This is a genomic window from Streptomyces sp. SAS_281 (assembly GCF_052542855.1).
The window spans coordinates 11,998-34,437 of the sequence record NZ_JBMNDO010000004.1; the positions used below are offsets into that span (position 1 = coordinate 11,998).

Genomic DNA, 22,440 nt, shown 5'->3' on the forward strand with positions numbered 1-22,440 from the left:
GCGATGGAGCGGTTGCCGGACTTCGTCAGCCTCAACGGCCCTGACAACGTGGGCAAGACGACGCATCTCGATCGGCTGGCCACGCGCCGACACATCTTTCAGTCGCTGGGGGCTGTCCACGAGCACGATCCCGAGCCGTGGGCGCGGGTAGCGGCCGACGACTACGCCCGGTGGTGGTTCGAGACGTCCACAACGGTCGAGCTGACGGAGATGCTGCTCGTCGGTCATGCCAAGCGGGCCGCCGCACGCGAGCCCGGTCGTACGGGACTGCTGGACCGTGGCCTGCCCATGCTCCTCGCTGTGGCCACCGCAACAAGCGTGGTCAAGGACGGGCTGACGGTGGGCGAGGCGTTCAAGACCGTGACGGACATCGCGGGTTCGCGCGCCACCGCATCGGAGACCTCGGTGCTGCTGCTCGCGTCCTTCGACGCCGAGCGCAGTTACGCCATCACCAGCGCCCGCGAGGGCCGCCCGTGGACCGGGATCTACCCGGCTTATCAGAAGACACTGCACGCTGTTCTGCTTCACCAGGCCGGCCACGGCACGTACGCCGCCGTCGTGGACTGCGAAAACCGCTCCCTGGACGACGTGCACAGCGACGTACTCGATCACCTTGACCTCGCTCCACTCACCGACGGGAGTCCCCGATGACTCAGAACTCCCCGCCCCTGGTGCTGCCTCCGGGGCTCGTCCGCGCCATGGCCACCCTCCAGGACAAGGACCGGCAGCGCCTGGACAACACCGTCACCCGGCTCCACACCGTCAACGGGCGTCTGTGGGACACCGAGGACCGGGTGCGCAGTACCTTGCTCTCCGTCGCCCAGGTCGCCGACTGCAAGCGAGAGATCGACCAGCTCAACGCCGAACGCAACGCCCTCGCCGAACGGGCTGACGAAGTGCTCGGCTCGCTGGCGGACGCGGGCCGTGCCGATGTGCCACTGCACACCGAGACGCTCGCCTCCGTCGTGGACCGCATGTCGGTGCTGACGCTGCGGATCTGGCACAGCGAGCGTGCGGCGGGCCGCGACGAGCTGGCCGCGCGACGTGTCCCGGCGCTTCACGGGCAACGTGAGGAGCTGTGCGCCGCCCTCGACGCGCTGGTCTCCGATGTCGTCGCCGGCCGTCGTCGGCTCCCCGTGCCGGCCCGCTTCAAGCTGTACGGGCGGGAGGACGTCGCTCCGGCGGAGATCAAGCCGGGTCGGCAACTGCGCCAGGTACTCGCCTTCGGCGGGCTGAGCGAGTGCGGGAAGAGCACCAGCGCACAGTTCGTCCAGCGGACCTGCGGCGCCCAACGCCTCAAGATGGGCTTCCTGTTACGGCAGGCAGCCCATCGGGAAGGGCTCGCGGACCCGTACGCACTCTCGGCCCGTCGGCAGGCCGAACTGCTCCTCGGCGAGCTGAACCGCTTCGCGGACGCCCACGTCGACACGAAGCTGTTCACCATCGAGTCCGTCCACGACGATGCCTCGATCGCCGAGCTCAAGCAGCTCATGGGCGACACGCTCCAGATCGTTTACCTGGACGCCCCCTTCGCCGTACGCGTCGAGCGGTCCGGCACACCGGCCCAGGCCGTCGCCGCGAAGGACGAGATCAAGATGAGCCGCGGCGCCCATCAGGTCGCCGCTCTGGCCGACCACGTCATCGACAACACCGGCAGCATCGCAGCCCTTCGCGCCCGCCTCCGGCGCATCGCCGCCCCGCCCTCCACGACTCGGCTGCGCGTGGCCACCCCGTACGGGCTCGGTCTTCCGGCAGCAGTCGCGGCGGCGACGGCCGACTTCACGGACGCGGTGCGGGCGTACGGACCCGGCGTCCGGCTCGTCGCCCTGACCGGAAGCCCCGGAGAGGGAACCTGGATCGCCGGCTGGTCCGACCTGGACCTCATGGTGATCGCCGAGCACGAGGTCAGCGGCGGCATCCAAGAGGCCCTGGAGCAGTACCGGACGGCCCTCGGCAATGCGGCCTCTCTCGGCCCCACCCTCGTCACGCCCGGAGAACTGACCGCCCGACGCCTCACTCCGCGCCTGGGCTTCGTCCTTCACCAGCTCCAGCAGGGCAGCCCCGTCCTGCACGCGGCATCCGACCTCGAACTTCCGATGATCAGCCGGGACGAGCTCGCGTTCGCCGCCGTCCGCGAACTGCCCCAGGTCATGCTCACCATGCGCCGTCTGCGTACTGCGGAGGGAACGACCGCCCTGCGGCAGCTCTACAAGCACCTCGTGCTCGCCTGCCGCCTTCTCCTGCGCGAGCACAACCAGTGGGAGTCCGGCCCCGACCGGATCCTCGCCGCCGCCTCCCGCATGCCGGGCCTGACGGCCCTCGCGGTCCCTCCTCTGGCCGAGGTCGCGAACGCCTGGCGTACCGGTGACACCGAGCTCGTGCTCAAGCCCATCACCGCGGCGGTCGACCAGCTCCTCACCTGGTACGCGCTCCAGCTCGCCGCCTGAACCACGCGCCTCTCCTTCTCCCCTTTCCACCGACAGGAGCTTCGTCATGCCCGAAATCCTCACCGTGCCGCCCTTCTCCGCCCGAATCGTCGAGCGGCTCAGCGTCGGAGCCACGAGCCGCCGCGAGCGGGTCATCCACTCGTTGGACGGCCTGGAAAGCCCGGTACATCCCGACACCCTCGCCAGCACGGGGGCCGATCTGTGGCGTCTGGTCCAGGAGCAGTTGCCGGACGGCGCCGGCTCCGTGGACTTCCTCCTGGGCCTGGACGCGGGCGGCATCCTGCCCACCGTCTCCCTCGCCGACGCCGCCCGGCTCCCCTACAAGATCGCCTGGAAGCTGCATCTCCCCCTGGACGGCGCGGTCCGCTTCAGCGAGCCGCACGCCATGCGCACCGACGTCTTCGCCTACGGCATCGCTCCGGGACAGCGCATCGTCATCGTGGACGACGAGATCACCACCGGTCGGACCCTGGCCGACCTCACCCGCCGCCTCCGCGAGGCCGGCGCCGTCCCGCTGGCGGCGGCCTGCCTGGTGGAGGACACCACGCGCGGAGCCCGCGCCCTGCTCGACGAGCTGGAGCTGCCGCTGGTCGCGCTCACCACGATCGACGGTCCGGCGTGAGCTCGGTCGCGCCGCCAGGGGTCCGGTTCCACCACGGTTCCGTGGTCGTCCCCGCCGGGGCCGTCCACACCACCCCGCTGGGGTACGACCGTGGCAGCGTCCCCCTCGGCGCGCCGCTCCCGCTGACCGCCTCCGCCGAGCTCGTCCACCGCCTGAGCGGGTGCGGCGAGGTCGTGGTGGCCTTCGAGGGGAAGCTCGGAGACACCCTCCTCGCTCTTACGGGGGTCCGAGCGGTGCTCGACTGGCTGCGGCTGCGGTCGGTTCGCACCTCCGTCTGGGCGGTGGGGCCGTACGCAGGGCTGATCGCCCGGACCGGGCTGATCACTCAACCCCCAGTCACCACGCCCCACGGTCGACGCGCTGTGATCGGAGACCGCGCGGGGATCGAGGCGCACGGCTCCGAGGCAGTGGTGAGCCTTGTACTCGACCCAGCCGCCCCGCCCTGCTGGTCGAGCGACGGCCGCGCCCACCCGGACCTGCCGGCCCGCCACTACCTGGCGCTGGAACGCCGCCTAGGCATCCGCCTGCCCGGCATGGCTCCCTTCGCGCCGACCCTCGCGACCGGCCCGAATAATCTCGTGGAGGAATTGCGATCGGGGGGCTGGCTGGGCGGCCTCACCATCGCCGCCATCACCGCCACCAGCTGGCCGGAGCGCAAGGACTACACCGCCCAGCGGTACATCGACCTCGCCGAGCAGATCGCCGAAGCCCAGCAAGCACAGGCCCGGCTGCTGCTCATCGGCGGCAACGCGGAAGACGGCCTTCGCGTCAGCGCAGAGGCCCCTCGACGCCACGTTCAGGTCCTCCACCTGGACGGGGTGCCGACCGACCAGCTCGCCGATCTCTTCCCACACTGCGACCTGGTCGTCGGCAACGACACCGGCCTCACCCACCTCGCCGCGATGACGCGCACCGCAGAGGGGCCCGTCATCGGCCTGTACGCGCGCCACAGCCACAGCAAGTGGCGCACCGGGCTCCCCCACCACCACGCCGTCGCCACCGACCTGTCCGACCGCATGCACCAGGGCGACCTCTGCCCCGTCCGAGACGCCATTCCCCCAGACGTCGACATGCACATGGACGCCTTCCCGCCCGCCGAACTGGCCCGAGTGTGCCTCGACCTGCTCAACGGGGTGCGGCCATGACCCTCCGCAGCCCTCTGCAGCTCGGCCCGGTGCGGCGCTTCACCCGCAACCTGCTCTGTCCCGTCGACCTCCTCGGCCGCCCGTTGCTCCTGAAGTACACGCGTGACCCGGTGGGAAGCCTCGCCGAGGTGCGCGGGCACGCACGTCTGGCACCGCACTACCGGGTGCCAACCCTCCACGCCCACCTGCGTGTGCCGGGCGGGCGGCTCCTCGCGTACGAACGTCTGCCCGGCGGCACTGACCGAGGGCTCCTGCTCGACCTCCTCAACGCGAGCCAGGCGAGCGACGGCCTCCGCGCCTACTTGGATCAACTCACCGCCGCGTACCGCGAGGCCATCCTCGCGACGGCGAGGCCCACCGACCCGACACGCGCAGTACGCAAGCTGTACTGGGACCGTGCGGCCCCCAGCGGCAGACTCGACGAGTACTACGGCGGTAGAGACTTCTTGATCGCCGACGGCCTCATCGACGTCCTGGTCTCCCGCCTCGACACCTACACCCTGAACATCAACGGCCGTCGGCACCACCTGGACTGGGTCGCCACCCTCCGCTGGCTCCGGGCCCACTTCGCCGCGACCGAGCCGGTCTGGGCAGCGCTCACCCAGGGCGACCCCACCGACGTCAACCTCGCCCACCCGCTCGCCTGGTTCGACTACGACACCGCCGGCATGAACAGCATCCCCGGCGAGTTCGCCAACTTCCTTTGGTACGCCTCCACCCTCGGCGGCTGGCTCGTGCCCATGTACAACCCGGCGGCCTTCGCCGACCACCCCGCCACGTTCGCCCGCGTCCCGGACAACACCCCCGAGATCCGACGAGCGGACATCGAGCACACCACGAGCACCATCCGCATCGACTACGCCCCACGGCTCGCGGCTCCCCGGCGTGCCGCCGTGACCACGTACTGGAACCAGCTCGTACGGCCGGTCGCCGACCGTCTCTGGCCCGGTGCGGACCTGGCGAACCTTCTCCGCCCCTACCTGGCAATGCGCATCCTCGGCGTCTACAACCTCGCCGACCTGGCCCCAGCGGACCGACTCGTCCTCCTCGCCCGGCTCGCCGAAGCGATGAGCCCCGCCTTCGACCCCTCCACCTACTTCTGCCCCCTGGAGTCGTCATGCCCGGCCCCCTGAACGGCCGCACCGCCCTGGTCACTGGAGCGACCGGCGGCCTCGGCACGGCCATTGCCCGCCGCCTCGCAGCCGACGGCGCCACAATCGCCCTCGCCCACTTCGACGACGACCGAACGGCAGAGGAGCTCTCAGCCTCCCTCCCCTCTTGCATCTCCCTGTCGGCAGACCTTCGAGACGCCGAGGCCGTACGGTCCCTGTGCAGTCGAGCCCAAGAGGCCCTGGGCCCGGTGGACATCCTGGTCAGCAACGCCGGCGCCTACCCGCGCCGATCGTGGCCGGAGACGACACCGACCCACTGGGAAGACACCCTGGCCACCAACCTGACCAGCCACTACCTCCTCGCCCACGAACTCACCCCCGCCATGACGGCAGCCGGCTGGGGCCGCGTCATCACGATCGGCTCCGTCCTCGCCGCTGCGGGCCGCCATGAGCTCGCCGGCTACATCAGTGCCAAAGCCGGGCTCGAAGGACTCACCCGCGCCCTCGCCCGCGAACTCGGCCCCGTCGGCGTCACCGCGAACTGCGTCGCTCCCGGCTCCATCCGCGTCCCCGCCGAAGACGCAGTCGTCGACGACCCGGAGGCCATGACCGTCCGCCAGCTTGCCCGACAGTGCGTCCAACGCCGGGGCCAGCCGGAAGACGTCGCCGCGGCCGTCGCCTTCCTCGCCACCGAGGACGCCGGCTTCATCACCGGCCAGACCCTGCGCGTCGACGGAGGCTGGATCCTTGGCTGACATCTGGCTCATGCGCCACGGCGCCTACGAAGGCCACCGCCCCGGCTACCACGCCCCACACGAGGCCGCTCTCACCATGGAGGGCCGCGACCAGGTGTGCCGCTCGCTCCCCCTTCCCGAGGGCATCAGCGCGATCGTCACCAGCCCGATTCCCCGTGCCCGCCAGACCGCCACCCTCGTCTCGCATCTCACGGGCCTGCCGATCGTGGCCACCTCCGGCCTCCTCGCCGAGTGGCGCGCCCCGAGCATCGTCCTCGGTCGCAGTGCCGAGACCTACCCGCCCGCCTATCGCGCCTGGCGAGCCCGGCGCCTCGCCAATCCGTCTCTACGCTGCGAAGACGGCGAAAGCCTCACCGACCTACACACCCGCGCCCGCCACTGCGCCACGTTCCTCCACCACACCGCCCAACGCCACGGCCCCCTCCTGGCGGTCTCCCACACTCTGTTCCTGGGCGTCCTCACGCGTCTCCCAGAAGGCCCCGCCGCCTTCGTCACCGCATCGAGAACCCCGTGGCAGTTCACCGAACTCCGCCTTCTGCCTGTCCATCGACGAGCGGCGCCCGGTCTTCAACGACCTGTCCAGTAATTGGCTGGCATCCGGCCACCACGCCCGTGGGGAGAGCCCTTATTCGCACGTCCCCTTCCAACGCGCCCTGTGCCGCCGGTCCCCTTGCCCGAGCCCGGGAGCACGGCGACCTGGTCTCTGATCGGCACGCGGGCATGCACGCTGGCGAGGTCGAGACCTCGATCCTGCTTCCAGACTGCCCCAGAGCTGAACCGCGACGACTACACCAACACGGACCACGACAGCGGTCCAGGCCCCTTTCTCTTCGTCGACGGAATGAGGTATTACACCGAATCCGGAGTTATTGGCCCTCCGCCGTTCACTATCCCCGCCAAGGGAAAGACCGTCCTCGCAAGTCTGACCGATAGCTTCCCTCTGCACTTTGCCGCCCTCGGCGAGCAGCCGTGATTCCGGGTAGAAGCGATCAGGCGAAGGGTTTTCCACAGGCTCATCGGATCCGGTGCGACCTGGCTACGCTGTGCCTATGGCAACAGAGGTGGCAGCAGTGGAAACGGATCTTGTGACCCGTACAGAAGCGAGGAGGCAGGAGTCATCTTCGGCTCTTGACCCCAAGGAGCGTGCGAAGCGCGGTCAGTACTTCACGCCTTCCCCCGCTGCGGACTTCATTGCCTCGCTGGCGAGGCTGGACGGCGCAGCCCCGATCCGGCTCCTCGACCCCGGTGCCGGGGCGGGGTCTCTGACCGCCTCTGTCGTCTCGCGCATCCTCCGGGAGCAGCCTCAAGCCCAGATCGACGTGACCGCTTGCGAGAACGACCCACAGCTTCATGAGACCCTCTCCGCCACGTTGGAAGACTGCGCGAGCACGGCCCGAGCGTCCGGTGGAGGCGTCGATACCGCCCTAGTGAAGGACGACTTCATCACCTGGGCGACCGAGGATGCAGGGCTGTTCGGTGAGGATCGGGGTCCGTTTGACCTCGTAATCATGAACCCCCCGTACAAGAAGCTGGCCGCCAACTCACGTGAGCGGAGGGCAGTCGCTGCGGCCTGCACAGAGACCTCGAACCTCTATTCGGCATTCATGGCGCTGGGGATCCGCCTCCTCGCTCCAAGCGGCCAGCTCGTCGCCATCACGCCCCGCAGCTTTGCGAATGGCCCTTACTTCCGGCCGTTCCGCAAGTATCTTCTGGACCGCATGCACATTGACCGCGTGCACCTGTTTGAATCGCGAAACAAAGTATTCGCCGATACAGACGTGCTCCAGGAAAACGTGATCTTCTCGGCGACACGCACCGACAAGCCTGACCGAGGCCCCATCATCGTCTCCTCAAGCCGCAGCTACGGCGGCGAAATCCGCAGCCGGTCGGTGGAGCACAGCGAGATGGTGCATCCAGATGACGGCGAGCACTTCATCCACATCAGCGCCGACGAGGGAGACGCGCAGCTCGCGGCTACTCACGCCAACCTTCCCGCCACCCTCACACAAATCGACTGTCAGGTCTCGACAGGGCGCGTGGTGGACTTTCGTTCCAAGGAGCACCTGCGAGCCAATCCAGAGGATGGAGCAGTTCCCCTCATCTACCCGCTTCACATGCGTAACGGCGGAATCTATTGGCCTGTACCGGGCGCCAAAAAAAATAATGCGATCATGCTCACCCCAGACACCGAAAAAATGACTTTTCCGTCTGGCTATTACGTCGTAGTGAAGCGGCTTTCCTCTAAGGAGGAGAAGCGCCGTGTGGTCGCTACCGTTTTCGACCCCGAAGTGACACCACACTCCCGGATCGGATTCGAGAACCACGTAAACGTGTTCCATAGGGAAGGGGCCGGGCTCCCCCGGGACGTCGCCCGCGGTCTCTGTTTCTGGCTCAACTCCACCCTGCTAGACCGGCTCATTCGTCGGTTCAGCGGCCACACACAAGTGAATGCGACCGACCTGCGGAACCTCCGCTACCCGAGCGAAGCTCAGCTGCAGGCCATTGGTGGCGAGTGGATAGAGGATGGGTGGCCCGATCAAGAGAAGCTCGACGACCTCGTCGAACGTCACCTAGCGCTGGATGAGACCGCCTCGCCCGGCGAAGCGTAGCGCCCACGAACCCACCCGCAGAATGGCTGATTAAGGCCGGGCTTGGCGGAATCTTGCCGTCCCTCACGGCAGGCCCCCATCATCTGGCAGCGCCACCCCAGAGGCCCTGTAGCCTGAGCCCCACTCACTGCATCGATGTGGCTGGGGAGGGCCAGCGAGTGACCAAGGAACAGCAAGAAAAGAATCTTGAAGAGGCAAAGGAAATTCTCGCCTCTATAGGGATGCCTGCGAAGCAGCAGAACACCCGGACCGCACTGGTCCTGCTTGCGATGTTGGACCTCCGCCCGGATCAGGAATGGGCGGAGGTGAGCTCCAATACCCTCGGCATCACCGAGTGCATGGATTGGATGGCCGTCCACTATCCCGACATCCCGAAAGGGACGAAGGACCCGAGCAGGTACGCACCGAACAGCCGCGAGTCCGTGCGCAAGGAATCCGTCCACCAACTCGTCGACGCCGGCGTCCTCGTCAAGAATTCTGACGCCCCAGGACGAGCCACAAACGACAAGAACAACCGATACCACCCGAGCCAGCTGGCTATAAAGGCACTAACGACCTACGGGACATCGGCATGGCAAGAGTCGCTCGACGAATACCACGCCGAATGGAAGAAGCTAATCGAGCTCTGGGCCGCCGAGAGGTCGGTTCACCGAGTGCCCGTCAAACTTCCTGACGGAACGGAGGTCAAGCTAAGCCCTGGCGAGCACAGCGAACTCATCGGTGCAGTCGTCGAACGCTTCGCATCGCAGTTCACCCCCGGAGGCACAGTCGTCTACCTGGGCGACACGGGCTCCAAGTGGATCGTCAACAAGCCCGAGTACCTCGCGGAGCTCGGCGTGGTCGTGGATGCCCACGGCAAGATGCCGGACGTGGTCATCCACTACACGGACAGGGACTGGCTGGTGCTCGTGGAGGCAGTCACCTCCACCGGGCCGGTCAACGGTCTACGGGTCGCGCAGCTCAAGAAGCTCTTCGAGGGAGCGCGCCCGGGCCTGGTCTTCGTCACTGCCTTCCAGACGAAGAAGAAGTTCCGCCAGTTCGCAGCCGACATCGCGTGGGAGACGGAAGTCTGGGTCGCGGAAGAGGAGACGCACATGGTGCACTTCAACGGCGAGCGCTTCCTCGGCCCCTACGGCGACACTCACGACTAAACGACGAGGGCCGCCCCGCGAGGCGGAGCGGCCCTCAAGCAGATATCGGCGACGACCTACTCTCCCACGAGGTCCCCCTCGCAGTACCATCGGCGCTGGCAGTCTTAGCTTCCGGGTTCGGAATGTTGCCGGGCGTTTCCCCACCGCTATGGTCACCGAAAAACTTTGTGCAAGCCCAGGGGCAAGCACATTCGGACGAGAGTATACAGGCGGACAGGTGGTAGCTGATCACCTAGGATGCGCCGAGCGGCAGCGGGCCTACCGTTCCAGCGAACCGGCCGACGGCCCTGCCTTCCCGCCCCCGACCGGAGCCCCGGAGTAAGTCCCTGCCGCCATGGCGATACGCGGCTCAGGCCCCCGTCGAGAGTTCGGGACGCTCGTCGAGGGCAGCCCGACAGAGGGCCTCCTGCACGTCCGTGTACGCCAGCAGATAGACAATCCGAATGCGAGACGCGGGATGGGCTTCGAAGTAGCTCACGGTGGCTGCCAGGAGGGTATCCACCGTGCGCTGTAGATCGCTGTTGCCCCCGCCGGTTCCTAGCAGCGGCAGGACGACCGAGCGCAGCAGCTCCCCAGCCTCAGCAAGCCGATCAACCTCAGACAGGATGTTGCGGGCGCACCGCCCCAGGTCCATCACCTGGCGGTAGCCAGAGCCGGGTTCCCCCTCGACCGAGGCAACATGCACGATCTTCCGGACCTGATGGCTCTCCAGCAGCTCACCCGGCCCGGTGACCAGCACCTGGCCCGCCGACACGTGCTGCTGGCCGGCCATCCGCTCGACAAGTTCTTTGGTGATGATGTCGTCGGTCAGATGTCCGGCGTCGTCCCGACGACCCCCGTGATAGCGGATCGCGGCGGAAACGGTCGGCTCGTCAACGCGGGACATCTCCATGCGGGTGTTCTCTGGGTTGACCCACACATCGACGCCGTGCACGTTCGCGAGATTTCCCGTCACCACACCAATCCGATGCCGCCTACTGCCACGTAGGGGGACGTCATACCGAGTGGACTGAGCGAGCGGTCGCGGGCCCTCGCCCGTGGAGCGTTCACCCAACAACTGTCGCCGCAGCGAGGTGTTCTCGCGCTGTGCCTTCTTCAATTGGGCGGTCAGTTCGTCCCGTCGACGGGTCTTGGCGAGCCAAGTGAAGGAGATCAGCATGAAGAAGGCGGCGAATCCCGCCGCACCGCTGAGACCGAACCCTAACGTCCTACCCTCCGTCATCGAGTCCGGGAAGATCGAGAACAAGAAGAGCGCTGCGGCAAGTGAATACAGAAGGACCGAGGGGAGTTGGAGGGCGTACTGCCGCTCGGCGCGACTCGGCGCGGACGACCAGATCTGCAGGGCGATGCCAGCGACTGTGAGGATCGCTGTGATGGCGAGCTGCAACGGACCCAACGGTGGCCTCCCCTCTGCCTCGGACCCGACACGGGCTGATCATAAGGGTCGCCGCCCTGTCCGTGATCGGCGAACCAGGGCCATTTACAGGTGGCTTGAAATAATTCGTGTGGCGTGGGGGCGCAACGAGAGGTGTGCACCTCCCGAGCCGCAGTGGTTGGATCGGTTCATGGGTCCTACCGACTTCGGTGACATCACCGACCTAAAGATCCGCCTCCGGTTCCTGGCAGAGGAGGCCGACCGTCGCCTTGTCACTGTCTTCGGTTCGGGGATCAGCAGCGAGGTCCTCCCCAGCGTCCCCCAGCTCACGAACATCTTCCGGGAGCACGTCCCGAAGGCGGGCCTGGCCAGGTTCGATGAGACCGTCGCCGACGCCGCGGACCCCGGCCTCAAGTACCAGAATGCGGCGGCGGTGTTGACCAGGCAGGCAGGTGAGCCGACGGTCATGCGGGCGATCCGGAAGGCTGTGCTCCAGGCGTGCCCCGACGTGCATGAGAAGGATGTGGCGGATGTCGCTAGGGACGAGGAGCGCTGCCGAGAGTACGCGAGGACGGGGAAGTGGCTCATTCCCCGCGGGTATCAGCGGTTTGCGCAGTTCTTTGCGTCGTTGAGCGGGCGGGCACGGGGCCCGATCATCACGACAAACTTCGACCCGCTGATCGAGATCGCCCTCAATCAGGTCGGCATTCCAGCGATGCCGATCCCCATTCCAACCGACACCGTCCCCGCGATGGCGCAGCTGGACGAAGCCATCGCCCACCCCGTGCTGCATATTCACGGCTACTGGACCGGCAAAGCTTCAAGCAACGTACCGACAAGGATCACCTCCGCCCGCCCCGGCCTGGACGATGTGCTGAGACGGCTGCTCACTAACTCGGTCGTGCTGGTGGTGGGCTACAGCGGGTGGCTCGACAGCTTCATGAGAAGCATGCGCAGCCAGGTCCTCGACAACAAGGCCGACCTGCTGGAGGCAGAGGTTCTCTGGGCGGCGTATGAAACAGATGCAGCGGCTGTAACGAGCGGCGCTCTGGGTGACTTCGTGGGTGCTCCCGGCTTCACCCTCTACCTCGGTGTCGACGGGCACGAACTGTTCACCCACGAGGTGGAGCAGGACGAGACAGAAACCGAGGAGCCCGCTTCTCACTACGGCTACTCGCGGGTGCCGCGTATTTTGGCTGACTCGGCCTCGTACCAGCCGGCGGCCTTCGCGGAGGGCAGCCAGCCGGTGTGGGGGGACGCCGCGCCGGGCTGCTGGCCCGTGCTCAGCTCAACGGCCTCCTTGGAGCAGAAGGTGGTCGAATGCCTGCGGGTCGGCGGTGGTGGCGGTGCGGTGGCCATCGGTCCGCTCGGCGAGGGCAAGTCCCTGGCCCTGCGCCAGGTGGCGCACGCGGTGGCGAGCTCAAGACCTGAGTGGAACGTGCTGTGGCGGGAACCGGGCGCCCCGCGGTTGACCAAGGACTGGCTGAACGACGTCCGCGCGGCCGGGAAGAGCCTGATCTGCGTCGACGAGGCCGACCTGATCACGGACGACTTGGCGTCCACGAAGGACGTCTGGGCGTCCGAGGGGTCCGGCATCGCCCTTCTGCTCGCCAGCCAAGACCGGCTGTGGTGGCAGGGCGCCGGTTCGACGCTGCGACCGTGGATCGAGGACGTCCTGTTCCACGGCATCACCAACGACGACGCCAGGAACATCGCCCTGACCTGGCAGGGGCTTGGACTGCTGCCGAACGGCAGCCAGGAAATCGACACCGTCGCGGAGCGCCTCGCGGCCTCGGCCGGCGCCATGGCCGCCGAGAGCAACACGCTCTTCGGAGCGGTTCTCGATGTCCGGTACGGGGCGAGTCTGGGCGCCCGTGTGGAGGATCTGGTGCGCAAGCTGCACGAGATCAAGCTGACGGACTCCGTCGACCTTGGCGACATCTTCGGGGGCATCTGCGTGATGCAGCATGCGCTCGACACGGGCGGCAACCGCGGCAAGGGGGCAAGCAGGTCGGTGATCGCGGCCATGGCGGGGCTCGACCCCGTCTTCGCCGACGGAAAGATTCTACAAACGCTCGGCCGGGAGGCCGCAGTGACCTTCGCTGGCAACCGTGTCTACTGCCGGCATCCCTCCATCGCTGCGACGGTGGTTGACTACCTACACCGAGAAGGAACTGCCTCGAAGGTCTACGAACTTGTGGGCCAAGCTGGCGGAGAGCGCCTGGTGAAGAAGGCTTCAACCCTCGAGGGCTATCGCGATGCCTACCTGCTGTCCCGCTCCCTGTCGGCACCCGAGTCAGTGTGGGCGGCGAAGGGAGCAGTGCAGGGCACCGGCCGCAAAATCCTCGAGTCACGGGTGTCCCTGCTGCGCGCCCTTCGTTTGGAAGGGCAGCAGAGAGCCGGTGCCTACGCTAGAAATCTTGCGCCTGAGCTTACGGACTATGACGACTACCACGGGGCGGTCAGGGCGTTCCTTGTGGAGTTTTCGATCTCGCTCCGGGACGAAGCGGAGACCCAGACATCGGCCGGCCTCGCGGCTCTAGCTCTGGATGACCATGTCGGCTTCACGCTTGACAAGGACCGGGCAGGCTACGCGCTGGTGAGCCTTGCCAAGTCAGCCGCGGCGCTGAGCACCCAGACCCACGACACGGCCACCAAAGATGCCCCCGCTCTCTGTTCCATCCTGTTGGAACGCGTCCGCGGAGAGGAGAAGGCTTCGAAGTACCTGGGTCGCTACTCCCCCCCAGCGCATGATGAGTTGCGGCAGCTGTCGACCGTCAAGCTCTGTGGCCGACTGGCAACGATGTTCAGCAAGGCTGCAATGCAGGCGCTCCAGGCGACCAAGGTCGATGTGAAGACGCGCGGGGTGCTGTCTTTCGACACCCTGCGGCGACTGGCTGACCGCCCTCGCTGGTCGGCGGGTAGGTGACACGCAACCGCTGCCAAACGGAGCAGGGTCTGGTTGCAGTTCTGGTTGCATTCACCCCCGTCCGGACTTGTCCGGACGGGTCCACCCCGAACACTCCGCCGCAGGTCAGGACACCCACGACCCAGGCCGGACCCCCATACGAACATTTGGAAAGCGTGTTGGGGGCAACCCCTCACGAGTTCGAATCTCGTATCCTCCGCCATTGCTCTCACCGGGCAATACGTCGAAGGGCCCCACCGCTTGCGGTAGGGCCCTTCGACGTTGGTGGTTGCAGTTGTCACCAACGGGCTGCTGGCGCCTACCGGCTGTTGAGAGCCTCACGGCACACGCCGCAGAACATGGCCGTGTCGCGCCCGTACCGGCGCATCAGCTGGCCGCATTCAGCGCACGGCCCGAGCTCCCACGGCGGGCAGCCCAGAGCCGCAGAGGCGGCAGCCCGCTCGACGGGCAAGATCAGCGTGGCCTGACCGTTGCGCCGGCACGCGCGGCAGGGTGAATACGCCGGTCGGCTGGCCCAGGTCTCGGATAGGCCGTGCGTCGCTGCCGAACCAGCCCTCGTCACCCGCCCGGCAGTTTCAGTCGATCTTCTGCTCGGCGAAGGTAATTTCATCGTCCTCCTCCTGCCCCGATGCCACGGGGAGAGAAGTCTTCTCACCGACCATCTCCCGCCAGCGCTCGCGATCGGCCGCGGAAACCCACATGTGCCGTCCCGCGCGCCGAGGCAGCCCGCCTACGAAGCACCACGCATGAGCCTTCGGCGCCACTTCACCTGACGACCAGCCGAGGACAACCGCAGCGTCGGCGAGGATCTCAGGACGCCCGTGAGCCCCTGAAGTGCGGATCCGCGTCGGAGAGGCGCCTGCGTATCAACGGGTGGGCCGGTCACCACATGTGCCCGTCGATACGCCCAGTGTCCGTTCTCGATCTCACTCCCGACGAACATGCCGCCCCGCGCGCGATGCATTTCAATGCGGCGTCCCTCAGACTGCTCGATTGCAGAAGCCGTGCTCACAGGTGGCGAGCGAGTCGGTTCGTCGTGAAGGAGGAGGGACTGCCAGACCTGCTCTTGCAAGACGCGGATGCACGGGCCGCGGGCAGGAGCTGGACCTACCAGAACCGGGCGAGCGTCCCGCGCGACACGTGGTTGTCGCTGCTCAACGGCGCCCAGGAGCAGATCAGCGTCCTCGTCTTCTCCGGTACCTTCTTTCGCCCAGTCCAACCCTCACGTTGCCAAGATGCTCGCCGAGCGCGCATTGAGCGGGGTGCGAGTGCGGCTCTGCTTCGGCGACTCGAAGGGCCGGGCCGCAGCAATCCGGGGCCACGAAGAGGGAATCGGCGACACGCTCGCCGCCAAGATCCGCGCCTCCCTGACCTACTACCGGCCCCTGTTGTCCGAGGCAGGATGCGAGGTGAGGCTGCACGACACCACGCTCTACACCTCCATGTTCCGGTACGACGATGACCTTCTGATGAACCCGCGCGTCTGGGGCCAGCCGGCCAGCGCCAACCCCCTCCGCCATCTCCGCAGAGCAGACACGGCGGGCTGGTTCGACAACTACGCTCAGAGTTTCGAAGGTGTCTGGGCCACCGCACGGCCCTGGACACCAGACCAGGAGGGGCCCTCGCCACATGGGCAGGACTGAGTACTACAACGACCCCAAGGCCCCCAAGGCGAACACGCTCATCCCCGCCAACAACCTGCTCGTCGCCGACGACAACGGCGCCATACTCCTCCAGCGCCGACGGGACACCGGCCAGTGGGCCCTGCCCGGAGGCGCCCAGGACATCGGCGAGACCGCCGCCCAGTGCGCCGTCCGTGAATGCCTGGAAGAGACCGGGATCATCGCCGAGATCACGGGCTTCTTGGGGGTCTACACGAACCCGAACCACATCGTGGCCTACACCGACGGCGAGATCCGCCAGCAGTACGAGAACACCTACATCGGCCGGCCCGTAGGCGGCGAGCCCACCATTAACGACGAGGCCGACGGCGTCCGCTACGTCCAGCCAGACGACCTGGACCGGTACGACATCCACCCCAGCATGCGCCAACAGATCGGCGACTACCTCGCCGGCACGTACCCCTACCTGGGCTGAGCGACCAGTGCAGCTTCCACCCGGCCGACGGCTGCACGGATGTCCGGCTCTGCCCTGCGAATGAACCGCCCCACGAGGCTGTCCACCCCGTAGCGGCTCACGATCTCCGCCACGCGCTCAGATGCAGTAGTTCTCTCGCCATCGGGCGTCGTCGTCATGTCGCAGTACACGAGCGCGTCCACAAGTAGCCCCTCATCCAGCAAGGGGAACTCGCGTATCAGTACCTCCATCAGCCCGCGCTCCTCGGCTTCCAACAGCGCAAACGAATGGTTCGCCACCAACCGGACCAACCGCTCATCAGCACTGTGCTCGTCCCGGAGGAATCGGGCCCCGTCGAGCGGATGGAAACCCGTCTCGGCCAGCCGAGGTGCGTGGCCCACGTCGTGCAGCACCGCCCCAGCGATCAGCAGCTCAGCGTTCCCTGCCAGGGCCGGACGAGCACTGCGGCACGCGCCGCCACACCCTGTGAATGGGCCCAGCGTCGGGGTAGCACGTCACAGAGCTCCTTCTCAACTACCTGCGTCGCCCGCTCCAGCATCGTTTCGTCCATGGCCCGTTCGATGCCCAGCAAGGACCAAGATCAGTCACTGGCATCGAAACCCACAGCGCGCATCATGCTCGGCAGAGTAATGCGTGTCGCGCAACGCCCTGTACGGATGGGCTCCCGAAGCCGCGGCGACGCGGCCGAGGAAATCTGAGCTCCATAGCCCAAGGCAGTCGGCCGGGATGAGCCCTCTGAACTGGCCACGAGTATGGCCGACTTGCGTTCTATCTGCGCCCTTGTGTTCCTGCTCCCATAGCAAGGGGACACCATCAAGCCGAGGGAGTTGTTGGTATGGGCACATCCACACGCTGGCTGGGTCCGGGTGGCCGATTAGGTACGGCAGCCGAGTGGAGCGCCATAAGCAGTCGGCTGTCCAGATGGGACAGCGAAGGACCTCAGGCCGAAAGGCTTCTCGACAAGATCCTCGATGACTATCTGGATGTACTGCACCGAACCATGCGCGAAGACCAGTCCGCCTTCGGCCTCGTCGACGCCGCGACCGAGGCCGGCTACCGCCTTGCCGACGCCATGGCCGCCATGGCTCACGACGACCCAAAGGCTTCTGCGGACGACTTCCTTGCCCGATTCACCGACGAAGTAGGCGGGAGCGGCAGCACGATCACCGACGCAGCGATACGTCGGGCCGCGACGGACACGGCCGAGCGGCTTTTGGAGCGACAGAACGCAGAAGCCAGCGGAGGGGAAGCAGCGGGGGGACGTCTCGCCGGGGATCTGCTGTGCCTGCTGTACCAGTGGTTCTTTGCGGACATCGTGACCGAGTTCCTACGGTCGGTCATTGCCGAGAAGGTCAAGCTCGTCGTGCCTGTCCTGCATGTTCTCGACCCTGGTGATCACGTGGCCGACTGGGCCGCCAACAAGGTCGTCTCGCTGGTACCGAATCTTTGCGAGGAGGCGGCCGAACTGGCGGAGGAGGCCGAGTCCGCGGAGGCAGTGATCGCTGACCCTGGCGGCTCCCTACCCGACATCGCCCGGAGCCTGGTCCCCGGCACGGTGGGCAAAGTGCTGGGTCTGGTCGTCGAGGACGTACGGGAACACCAGGAAGGCGCCCAGGAGGCATCCGTATGACGGCTACCCATCGCCCTTACTTCTGGATCGAGCCCGGCGGGGCAAAGTCACCCGCCGGATGGCAGCCCCTGAGCGACCACAACTACTGGGAGGCAAAGTCCCGCGCCCCGCAATGGCAGTCCTTCCTGGGCTCTGCTCCTTCCTGGGCGGACGACCTGCACCGAGTCGGCCGTGCGGTCTTCGCCGCAGACAAACACTCCCGCCGTGATGCCTCCTTCGACCGCTGGACCCGCCACATGCGGCTCTCCATACCCGTCGCCGCATACGAACGCTGGCAGTCCGTCCGACCGCTTCTCACTTCTCTGCTGCGAACCATGACTGCCGACCAGTGGGATGTGGAATTCCGTGAAGCCGACTTGGCCACCAACGTGCCCTTCACCTTCGACCCGGACTCCAGGGCCGGAGAGGTCGCCCTGTTCTCCGGAGGTCTGGACTCCCTGAGCTGGGCGGGCCAACGCGCCTCTTTCCGTACATCCGAGGAACTGCTCCTCGTCTCCTTCGGTGAACAGAACTTCGGACACCTCCAGAATTCCGTATACGACGGCATCTACCAGCGCCGGGCCCGCCCGGTCCGCCGCATCACCCTGAGCCAGAACGTACGCATCCAGGACAAGGGCCAGGGGGACCCGGACCCGGAGCGCACCACCCGCTCTCGTGGCTTCCTCTACGCGACCACCGCCGTCCGCGCAGCGGCCGCCGAGGGCGCCCCCTTCGCGCACATCCCCGAGAACGGCCAGCTCTCCATCAATCCGCCCCTGACGCCCGCCCGTGCCGCCGCCTGCTCGACGCGGTCCGTCCACCCCTGGACACTGCACCTGCTGAACCGGCTGATCGCTGCCGTGGCAGACGGACCTGTCGTACACCTCCAAAACCCGCTCGCCCACCTCACCAAGCGCCAGGTCTGCCACTCCGCGCTCGACGCCGGCCTCACCCCCGCCGACCTCGCCGCCACCCTGAGCTGCGGCACCCCTCCCAAGCACCGCCCGCATGGCTCCGGCCTCGCCAACTGCGGTCATTGCTACCCCTGCCTGGTGCGCCGCGCGGGCCTGTTCGGCATGGACCACACTCCGTACGACTACGACCCCTGGGATCCGAGTCTCAGCTGGGACCAAGCGGAACACTGGCACGCCCTGCTGAGCTGGCTCGACGCCTCCTACTCCCTCCGAGACCTGATCGCCGACACCCCGCTCCCTCCGGGCACGGATGCGCAAGCCACGCTGGCCGTTATCAAGCGGGGTCGCGAGGAACTATCGGAATTGCGGGAGATCGAAGGCAAGGCTTGATGCTGGCGCCGATCCGCGCTGCGTAACTTCGTGATCACCATCGCGTCCGTGAGAACTGCGCGCAAGAGGCGTATTTCACTCTGATCGCACGGGAATTCAGCGTGCCTCAGGGCCCACCCGTCGAACAGTCGGCACCGCTGTTGGCCTCCGCCTGTACAGGCGACTCCGCCTCCATCGACGCATTCCTCATACTCATCTCGGACTATCCCGACGACTACGCGGATTCAGCAGGCCACTTCGCAGGGCTTGCTGACGAACAGGGAGTCGACCTGGGCATAAGGCGGTCCATCCGGACCGCCGCTGGAACGCGTCGCAAAGCGTGAGCAGCCGGGTCGGCCGTAGCGCGATGCGGGTCGGCATCCGCACATCGGTCCGCTTCTGTGGTCTCAGTCCTGGTCTGATTCATCTCCGTCCGAGACTGTTCGGGCAGGGCTGGTTCGCGCACTCCACCGCAGATCGAGACCCGTACGACCCCCGCCGAACCCCCGGACGAACATTTGGAAAGCGTGTTGGGGGCAACCCCTCACGAGTTCGAATCTCGTATCCTCCGCCAGTGCCTCACCGGGCACTTGAAGACCCCGACCGGGAAACCGGCCGGGGTCTTCTGCGTGTCCTGGTCTCGCTTCCGGTCTCTCCTGTCTCCGACGTTCACGACGTTTCACACGTGTGCCAGGCCCGCCCGCGCTCCGGGCCCTCAAGGGGCTCCCCTCCGGGGGTGATCCCCTTCCGAGTACCGACCGCGGACCCATCGAATGCGCAATCCTTGGCTCCGTTCGGGGCCGCTCCGGTCCCCAGCCGCGTTCCCGGTCTCGCGAGGTGTGCTCCATGACATCCCCCTTCACGCTGACAGCCCGGCTGTGTGGTCTCGACGCCCCACGGCTGGCGCGCGTTCTCGGGATGCGGAAGGACGCCGCGGTGCCACCGGAGCCGCGCTCCCTGGAGGAACTGTCGGAACGTCTTCTGCGACCCGGCTCGGTGGCGCTCGCCCTGTCGCAGCTTCCCCTGCCCTGCCTCCAGGTGGCCGAGGCCCTGGCCGCCTTGGGAACGCCCATGGCGCTCAGCGCCCTGGCGAGGAGGCTGGGAGCGACGACAGCCGCGGCCACCCGGGAACTGGACGGCGTGCTGGAGACTCTGGCCGAGCATGCCCTGGTATGGCCGGACAGCGACGGAAGGCTCCACTTGGCTGCGCCGTTGCGGCAGGCGTGGGAGATGCCCCTGGGGCTGGACGCTCCGCTGGAGGAGCTTCTGGAAGGCGTGACCTCCGAGGAACTGCGCGGCATGCTCGCGGCACTGGGCATCAAGCCGCCCTGCACCAGGCAGCAGCGCACGGCCGCCCTCCTGGAACACCATGGCGATCCGCAACGCGTCGCCTCCGTGATCTCCAAAGCCCCTTCAGGCGCCCGGCAGTTGCTTGAGCATCGAGCGATGTCCGCACCGCGAGAAACGGAGTTCATCATGTTCGGAACTCCCGAGGCCGCCTCCCGGCCGGACGAGCGATGGGCCCTGGACCGCGGCTTCCTGGTCCGTGACCGGCACGGATACGGGCCGGCCCGCATGTCCGTCGAGGTGGCGCTCGCGCTGCGCGGGCCCGACTGGCACGCCCCGTTCGCGCCCGTGCCGCCTGCCTCGGAGCTGGTGTCCGTCCCCGCGGTGGAGGTGGACCGGGAGGCAGCGGCAGCTGCCACCGCGTTCGCGGCTCACGCCGCCTCGGTCCTGTCAGCCTGCTCGACGACTCCCCCGGCCCGGCTGAAGTACGGCGGGATCGGCGCACGTGAACTGGCTCGGATCGGCAAGGCCGCACACGCCGACGACACAGTGGTACGCATCACCTTGGAGATCGCGTACTCGGCCGGCGTGCTGGCCGCGGACGGTGACCGCGTCGCACCCACCGCGGCGTACGACACCTGGGCGGCGCAGGAACCCGCAGCGCGGTTCGCCGAGCTGCTTCACACATGGTGGAACCTGCAGTCCACTCCCTCGCAGGCCCGCAACGAGGAGAACAAGGCACTTCCCGCCGTGACCGGGGCTCCTCCCTGCGGCGGCTGTCTGCAGGCTCGGCGTGGGCTGCTCGCAGCGGCGGCAGCGCTTGCCGAAGGTCAGAGCGTGAAGGCCGCCACAGATCTGGGGCCACTCGTGGCGTGGCACCGTCCGTTCGCTCATCCGTCGTTCCACGACGAGACGCCTTTTGCCGCCGCGGTCCGCGAGGCCGAGCTGATGGGCGTCATCGCCCGGGGCGCCCTCTCCCCGCTCGGTGCGGCGTTGCTGACCGGTGACACTGAGGAACTGACCGCCGCGTGCCGGCTCCTGCTGCCCGCTGCCACCGACACGGCCCGGCTCGGTGGCGACCTCACGGCCGTCGTCACCGGCACGCCCACGGCACGCCTCGCGGAGTTCCTGGATGCGACCGCGGACCGGGAGATCGGCGGCATGGCCTCGCTATGGCGGTTCAGCGCCGCCAGCATGCGCCGCGCACTGGACGCCGGTCACACTCCTGACGAGATCTCGGTCGAGCTGGCCGCCATCGCCGACGGTGCTCTGCCACAGCCTCTGTCCTACCTCATCGCCGATGCCGCACGTCGCCACGGCCACGCGCGCGTCACCCCCGCCGCCTGCGTCATCCACAGCGACGAACCGGCGCTCCTGGCCGAGCTCGCCGCGCACCGGGGACTCTCCGCGCTCGGGCTGCGGCAGCTCGCCCCGACGGTGGTCATCAGCGACAGCCCGCCCGACAAGACCCTGGCCGCGCTTCGGGACCGAGGCTATGCCCCCGTCGCCGAGGCCCCGGACGGGACCGTACGCATCGAGGAGGTGCCCCCTCGACGGGCCGCCACCGTTCCGGCCCCGCGGAAGGCCGCCGCCAGGGCCGCCGGTACCGGACGCCCGACGTACCGAGCGGCGGAGGCACCGGCCGTCGCCGACTCGTACGCCGTGGCGGCCCGGCTGCTGACCGCCCCGCCGACCACCCCGGCCCCCGATCCCTTCGGCACCGGGGTCCCCTTCGGCACGGATACCGAGGAGATCGTCGCCGGATACGCGGAGCAGCTGACGTACACCGACGTCCGCCAGCTCGGCCACGCCATCGACACCGGTGGGGCCATCACCGTCGAATACACCGCCGCGTCGGGAAGCCGCACCGTGCGCACCCTCAGCCGCCTCCGACTTGATCCGCCCTACCTCGAAGCCTGGTGCCACCTACGTGACGCCGAACGGATCTTCACACTGTCCCGTGTTCACTGCGTCATGCCCGCGTAGGCATCGTCGGTGATCGGGCAGGGCTGGAAACTC

General features: G+C 67.5%; 16 protein-coding genes, 1 rRNA gene and 2 pseudogenes. 15 read left to right on the forward strand and 4 right to left on the reverse strand.

Annotation, left to right across the window (positions count from 1 at the left end; genetic code table 11):
* Positions 1-3: 3 nt before the first annotated feature.
* The 9 genes from ACN6LM_RS02850 (at position 4) to ACN6LM_RS02890 (ending at position 9,841) form a co-directional block, all read left to right on the forward strand.
* Positions 4-651 (forward strand): hypothetical protein, encoded by a 648-nt coding sequence (locus ACN6LM_RS02850; RefSeq protein ID WP_445063670.1) that lies wholly within the window; start codon positions 4-6, stop codon positions 649-651.
* Entirely contained in the window at positions 648-2,447 is a 1,800-nt protein-coding gene (locus tag ACN6LM_RS02855) for a DUF4254 domain-containing protein (RefSeq protein WP_445063671.1), read from the forward strand. Before ACN6LM_RS02850 ends, ACN6LM_RS02855 begins: the two co-directional genes overlap by 4 nt.
* 46 nt (positions 2,448-2,493) lie before the next feature.
* Positions 2,494-3,069: a phosphoribosyltransferase family protein gene (locus ACN6LM_RS02860; RefSeq protein ID WP_147975103.1), complete on the forward strand. Its 576-nt coding sequence runs from the start codon at positions 2,494-2,496 to the stop codon at positions 3,067-3,069.
* A complete protein-coding gene (locus tag ACN6LM_RS02865) occupies positions 3,066-4,214 on the forward strand; it encodes a glycosyltransferase family 9 protein (protein ID WP_445063672.1) in 1,149 nt (382 codons plus the stop codon). Before ACN6LM_RS02860 ends, ACN6LM_RS02865 begins: the two co-directional genes overlap by 4 nt.
* On the forward strand, positions 4,211-5,347 hold the full coding sequence (locus ACN6LM_RS02870) for a hypothetical protein (RefSeq protein WP_014047308.1): 1,137 nt from the start codon (positions 4,211-4,213) through the stop codon (positions 5,345-5,347). The genes ACN6LM_RS02865 and ACN6LM_RS02870 overlap by 4 nt, the downstream gene beginning before the upstream one ends.
* Positions 5,332-6,081 (forward strand): SDR family NAD(P)-dependent oxidoreductase, encoded by a 750-nt coding sequence (locus tag ACN6LM_RS02875; protein WP_014047307.1) that lies wholly within the window; start codon positions 5,332-5,334, stop codon positions 6,079-6,081. Before ACN6LM_RS02870 ends, ACN6LM_RS02875 begins: the two co-directional genes overlap by 16 nt.
* On the forward strand, positions 6,074-6,667 hold the full coding sequence (locus tag ACN6LM_RS02880) for a histidine phosphatase family protein (RefSeq protein WP_445063673.1): 594 nt from the start codon (positions 6,074-6,076) through the stop codon (positions 6,665-6,667). Before ACN6LM_RS02875 ends, ACN6LM_RS02880 begins: the two co-directional genes overlap by 8 nt.
* 463 nt (positions 6,668-7,130) lie before the next feature.
* Positions 7,131-8,690 (forward strand): Eco57I restriction-modification methylase domain-containing protein, encoded by a 1,560-nt coding sequence (locus ACN6LM_RS02885; RefSeq protein ID WP_445063674.1) that lies wholly within the window; start codon positions 7,131-7,133, stop codon positions 8,688-8,690.
* A 158-nt stretch (positions 8,691-8,848) separates the two neighbouring features.
* Entirely contained in the window at positions 8,849-9,841 is a 993-nt protein-coding gene (locus tag ACN6LM_RS02890; RefSeq protein ID WP_445063675.1) for a BsuBI/PstI family type II restriction endonuclease, read from the forward strand.
* Between the two features lie 43 nt (positions 9,842-9,884).
* On the opposite strand, the gene rrf is transcribed toward ACN6LM_RS02890, so the two are convergent.
* Both rrf and ACN6LM_RS02900 read right to left on the reverse strand, forming a co-directional pair.
* Positions 9,885-10,001 (reverse strand): 5S ribosomal RNA (gene rrf, locus ACN6LM_RS02895).
* Positions 10,002-10,190: 189 nt separating this feature from the next.
* A complete protein-coding gene (locus ACN6LM_RS02900; RefSeq protein WP_445063676.1) occupies positions 10,191-11,228 on the reverse strand; it encodes a macro domain-containing protein in 1,038 nt (345 codons plus the stop codon).
* Positions 11,229-11,406: 178 nt separating this feature from the next.
* On the opposite strand from ACN6LM_RS02900, the gene ACN6LM_RS02905 reads away from it, so the two are divergent.
* Positions 11,407-14,145 carry a P-loop NTPase gene (locus ACN6LM_RS02905; RefSeq protein ID WP_445063677.1) on the forward strand — a complete coding sequence of 913 codons (2,739 nt, stop codon included), beginning with the start codon at positions 11,407-11,409 and terminating at the stop codon, positions 14,143-14,145.
* A gap of 575 nt (positions 14,146-14,720) precedes the next feature.
* Here the strand turns inward: ACN6LM_RS02905 and ACN6LM_RS02910 are convergent.
* Complete coding sequence (locus ACN6LM_RS02910; protein WP_445063678.1) at positions 14,721-14,846, reverse strand: hypothetical protein; 126 nt, start codon at positions 14,844-14,846, stop codon at positions 14,721-14,723.
* Between the two features lie 404 nt (positions 14,847-15,250).
* Here ACN6LM_RS02910 and ACN6LM_RS02915 point away from each other — a divergent pair.
* Both ACN6LM_RS02915 and ACN6LM_RS02920 read left to right on the forward strand, forming a co-directional pair.
* Positions 15,251-15,788 (forward strand): annotated as a pseudogene (locus tag ACN6LM_RS02915) (XRE family transcriptional regulator); the annotation flags it as partial.
* Positions 15,775-16,242 (forward strand): NUDIX hydrolase, encoded by a 468-nt coding sequence (locus ACN6LM_RS02920; protein ID WP_445063679.1) that lies wholly within the window; start codon positions 15,775-15,777, stop codon positions 16,240-16,242. The pseudogene ACN6LM_RS02915 and the gene ACN6LM_RS02920, both read left to right, overlap by 14 nt.
* Here ACN6LM_RS02920 and ACN6LM_RS02925 read toward each other — a convergent pair.
* Positions 16,230-16,792, reverse strand: a pseudogene (locus ACN6LM_RS02925) (HD domain-containing protein). The gene ACN6LM_RS02920 and the pseudogene ACN6LM_RS02925 sit on opposite strands and share 13 nt — an antisense overlap.
* A gap of 285 nt (positions 16,793-17,077) precedes the next feature.
* Between ACN6LM_RS02925 and ACN6LM_RS02930 the strand changes: the two are divergent.
* The 3 genes from ACN6LM_RS02930 to ACN6LM_RS02940 all read left to right on the forward strand — a co-directional run bounded on the left by ACN6LM_RS02930 (position 17,078) and on the right by ACN6LM_RS02940 (position 22,407).
* A complete protein-coding gene (locus ACN6LM_RS02930) occupies positions 17,078-17,872 on the forward strand; it encodes a hypothetical protein (RefSeq protein WP_445063680.1) in 795 nt (264 codons plus the stop codon).
* Positions 17,869-19,155 (forward strand): 7-cyano-7-deazaguanine synthase, encoded by a 1,287-nt coding sequence (locus ACN6LM_RS02935; RefSeq protein ID WP_445063681.1) that lies wholly within the window; start codon positions 17,869-17,871, stop codon positions 19,153-19,155. The genes ACN6LM_RS02930 and ACN6LM_RS02935 overlap by 4 nt, the downstream gene beginning before the upstream one ends.
* Positions 19,156-19,980: 825 nt before the next feature.
* On the forward strand, positions 19,981-22,407 hold the full coding sequence (locus ACN6LM_RS02940; protein WP_445063682.1) for a helicase-associated domain-containing protein: 2,427 nt from the start codon (positions 19,981-19,983) through the stop codon (positions 22,405-22,407).
* Positions 22,408-22,440 lie beyond the last annotated feature (33 nt).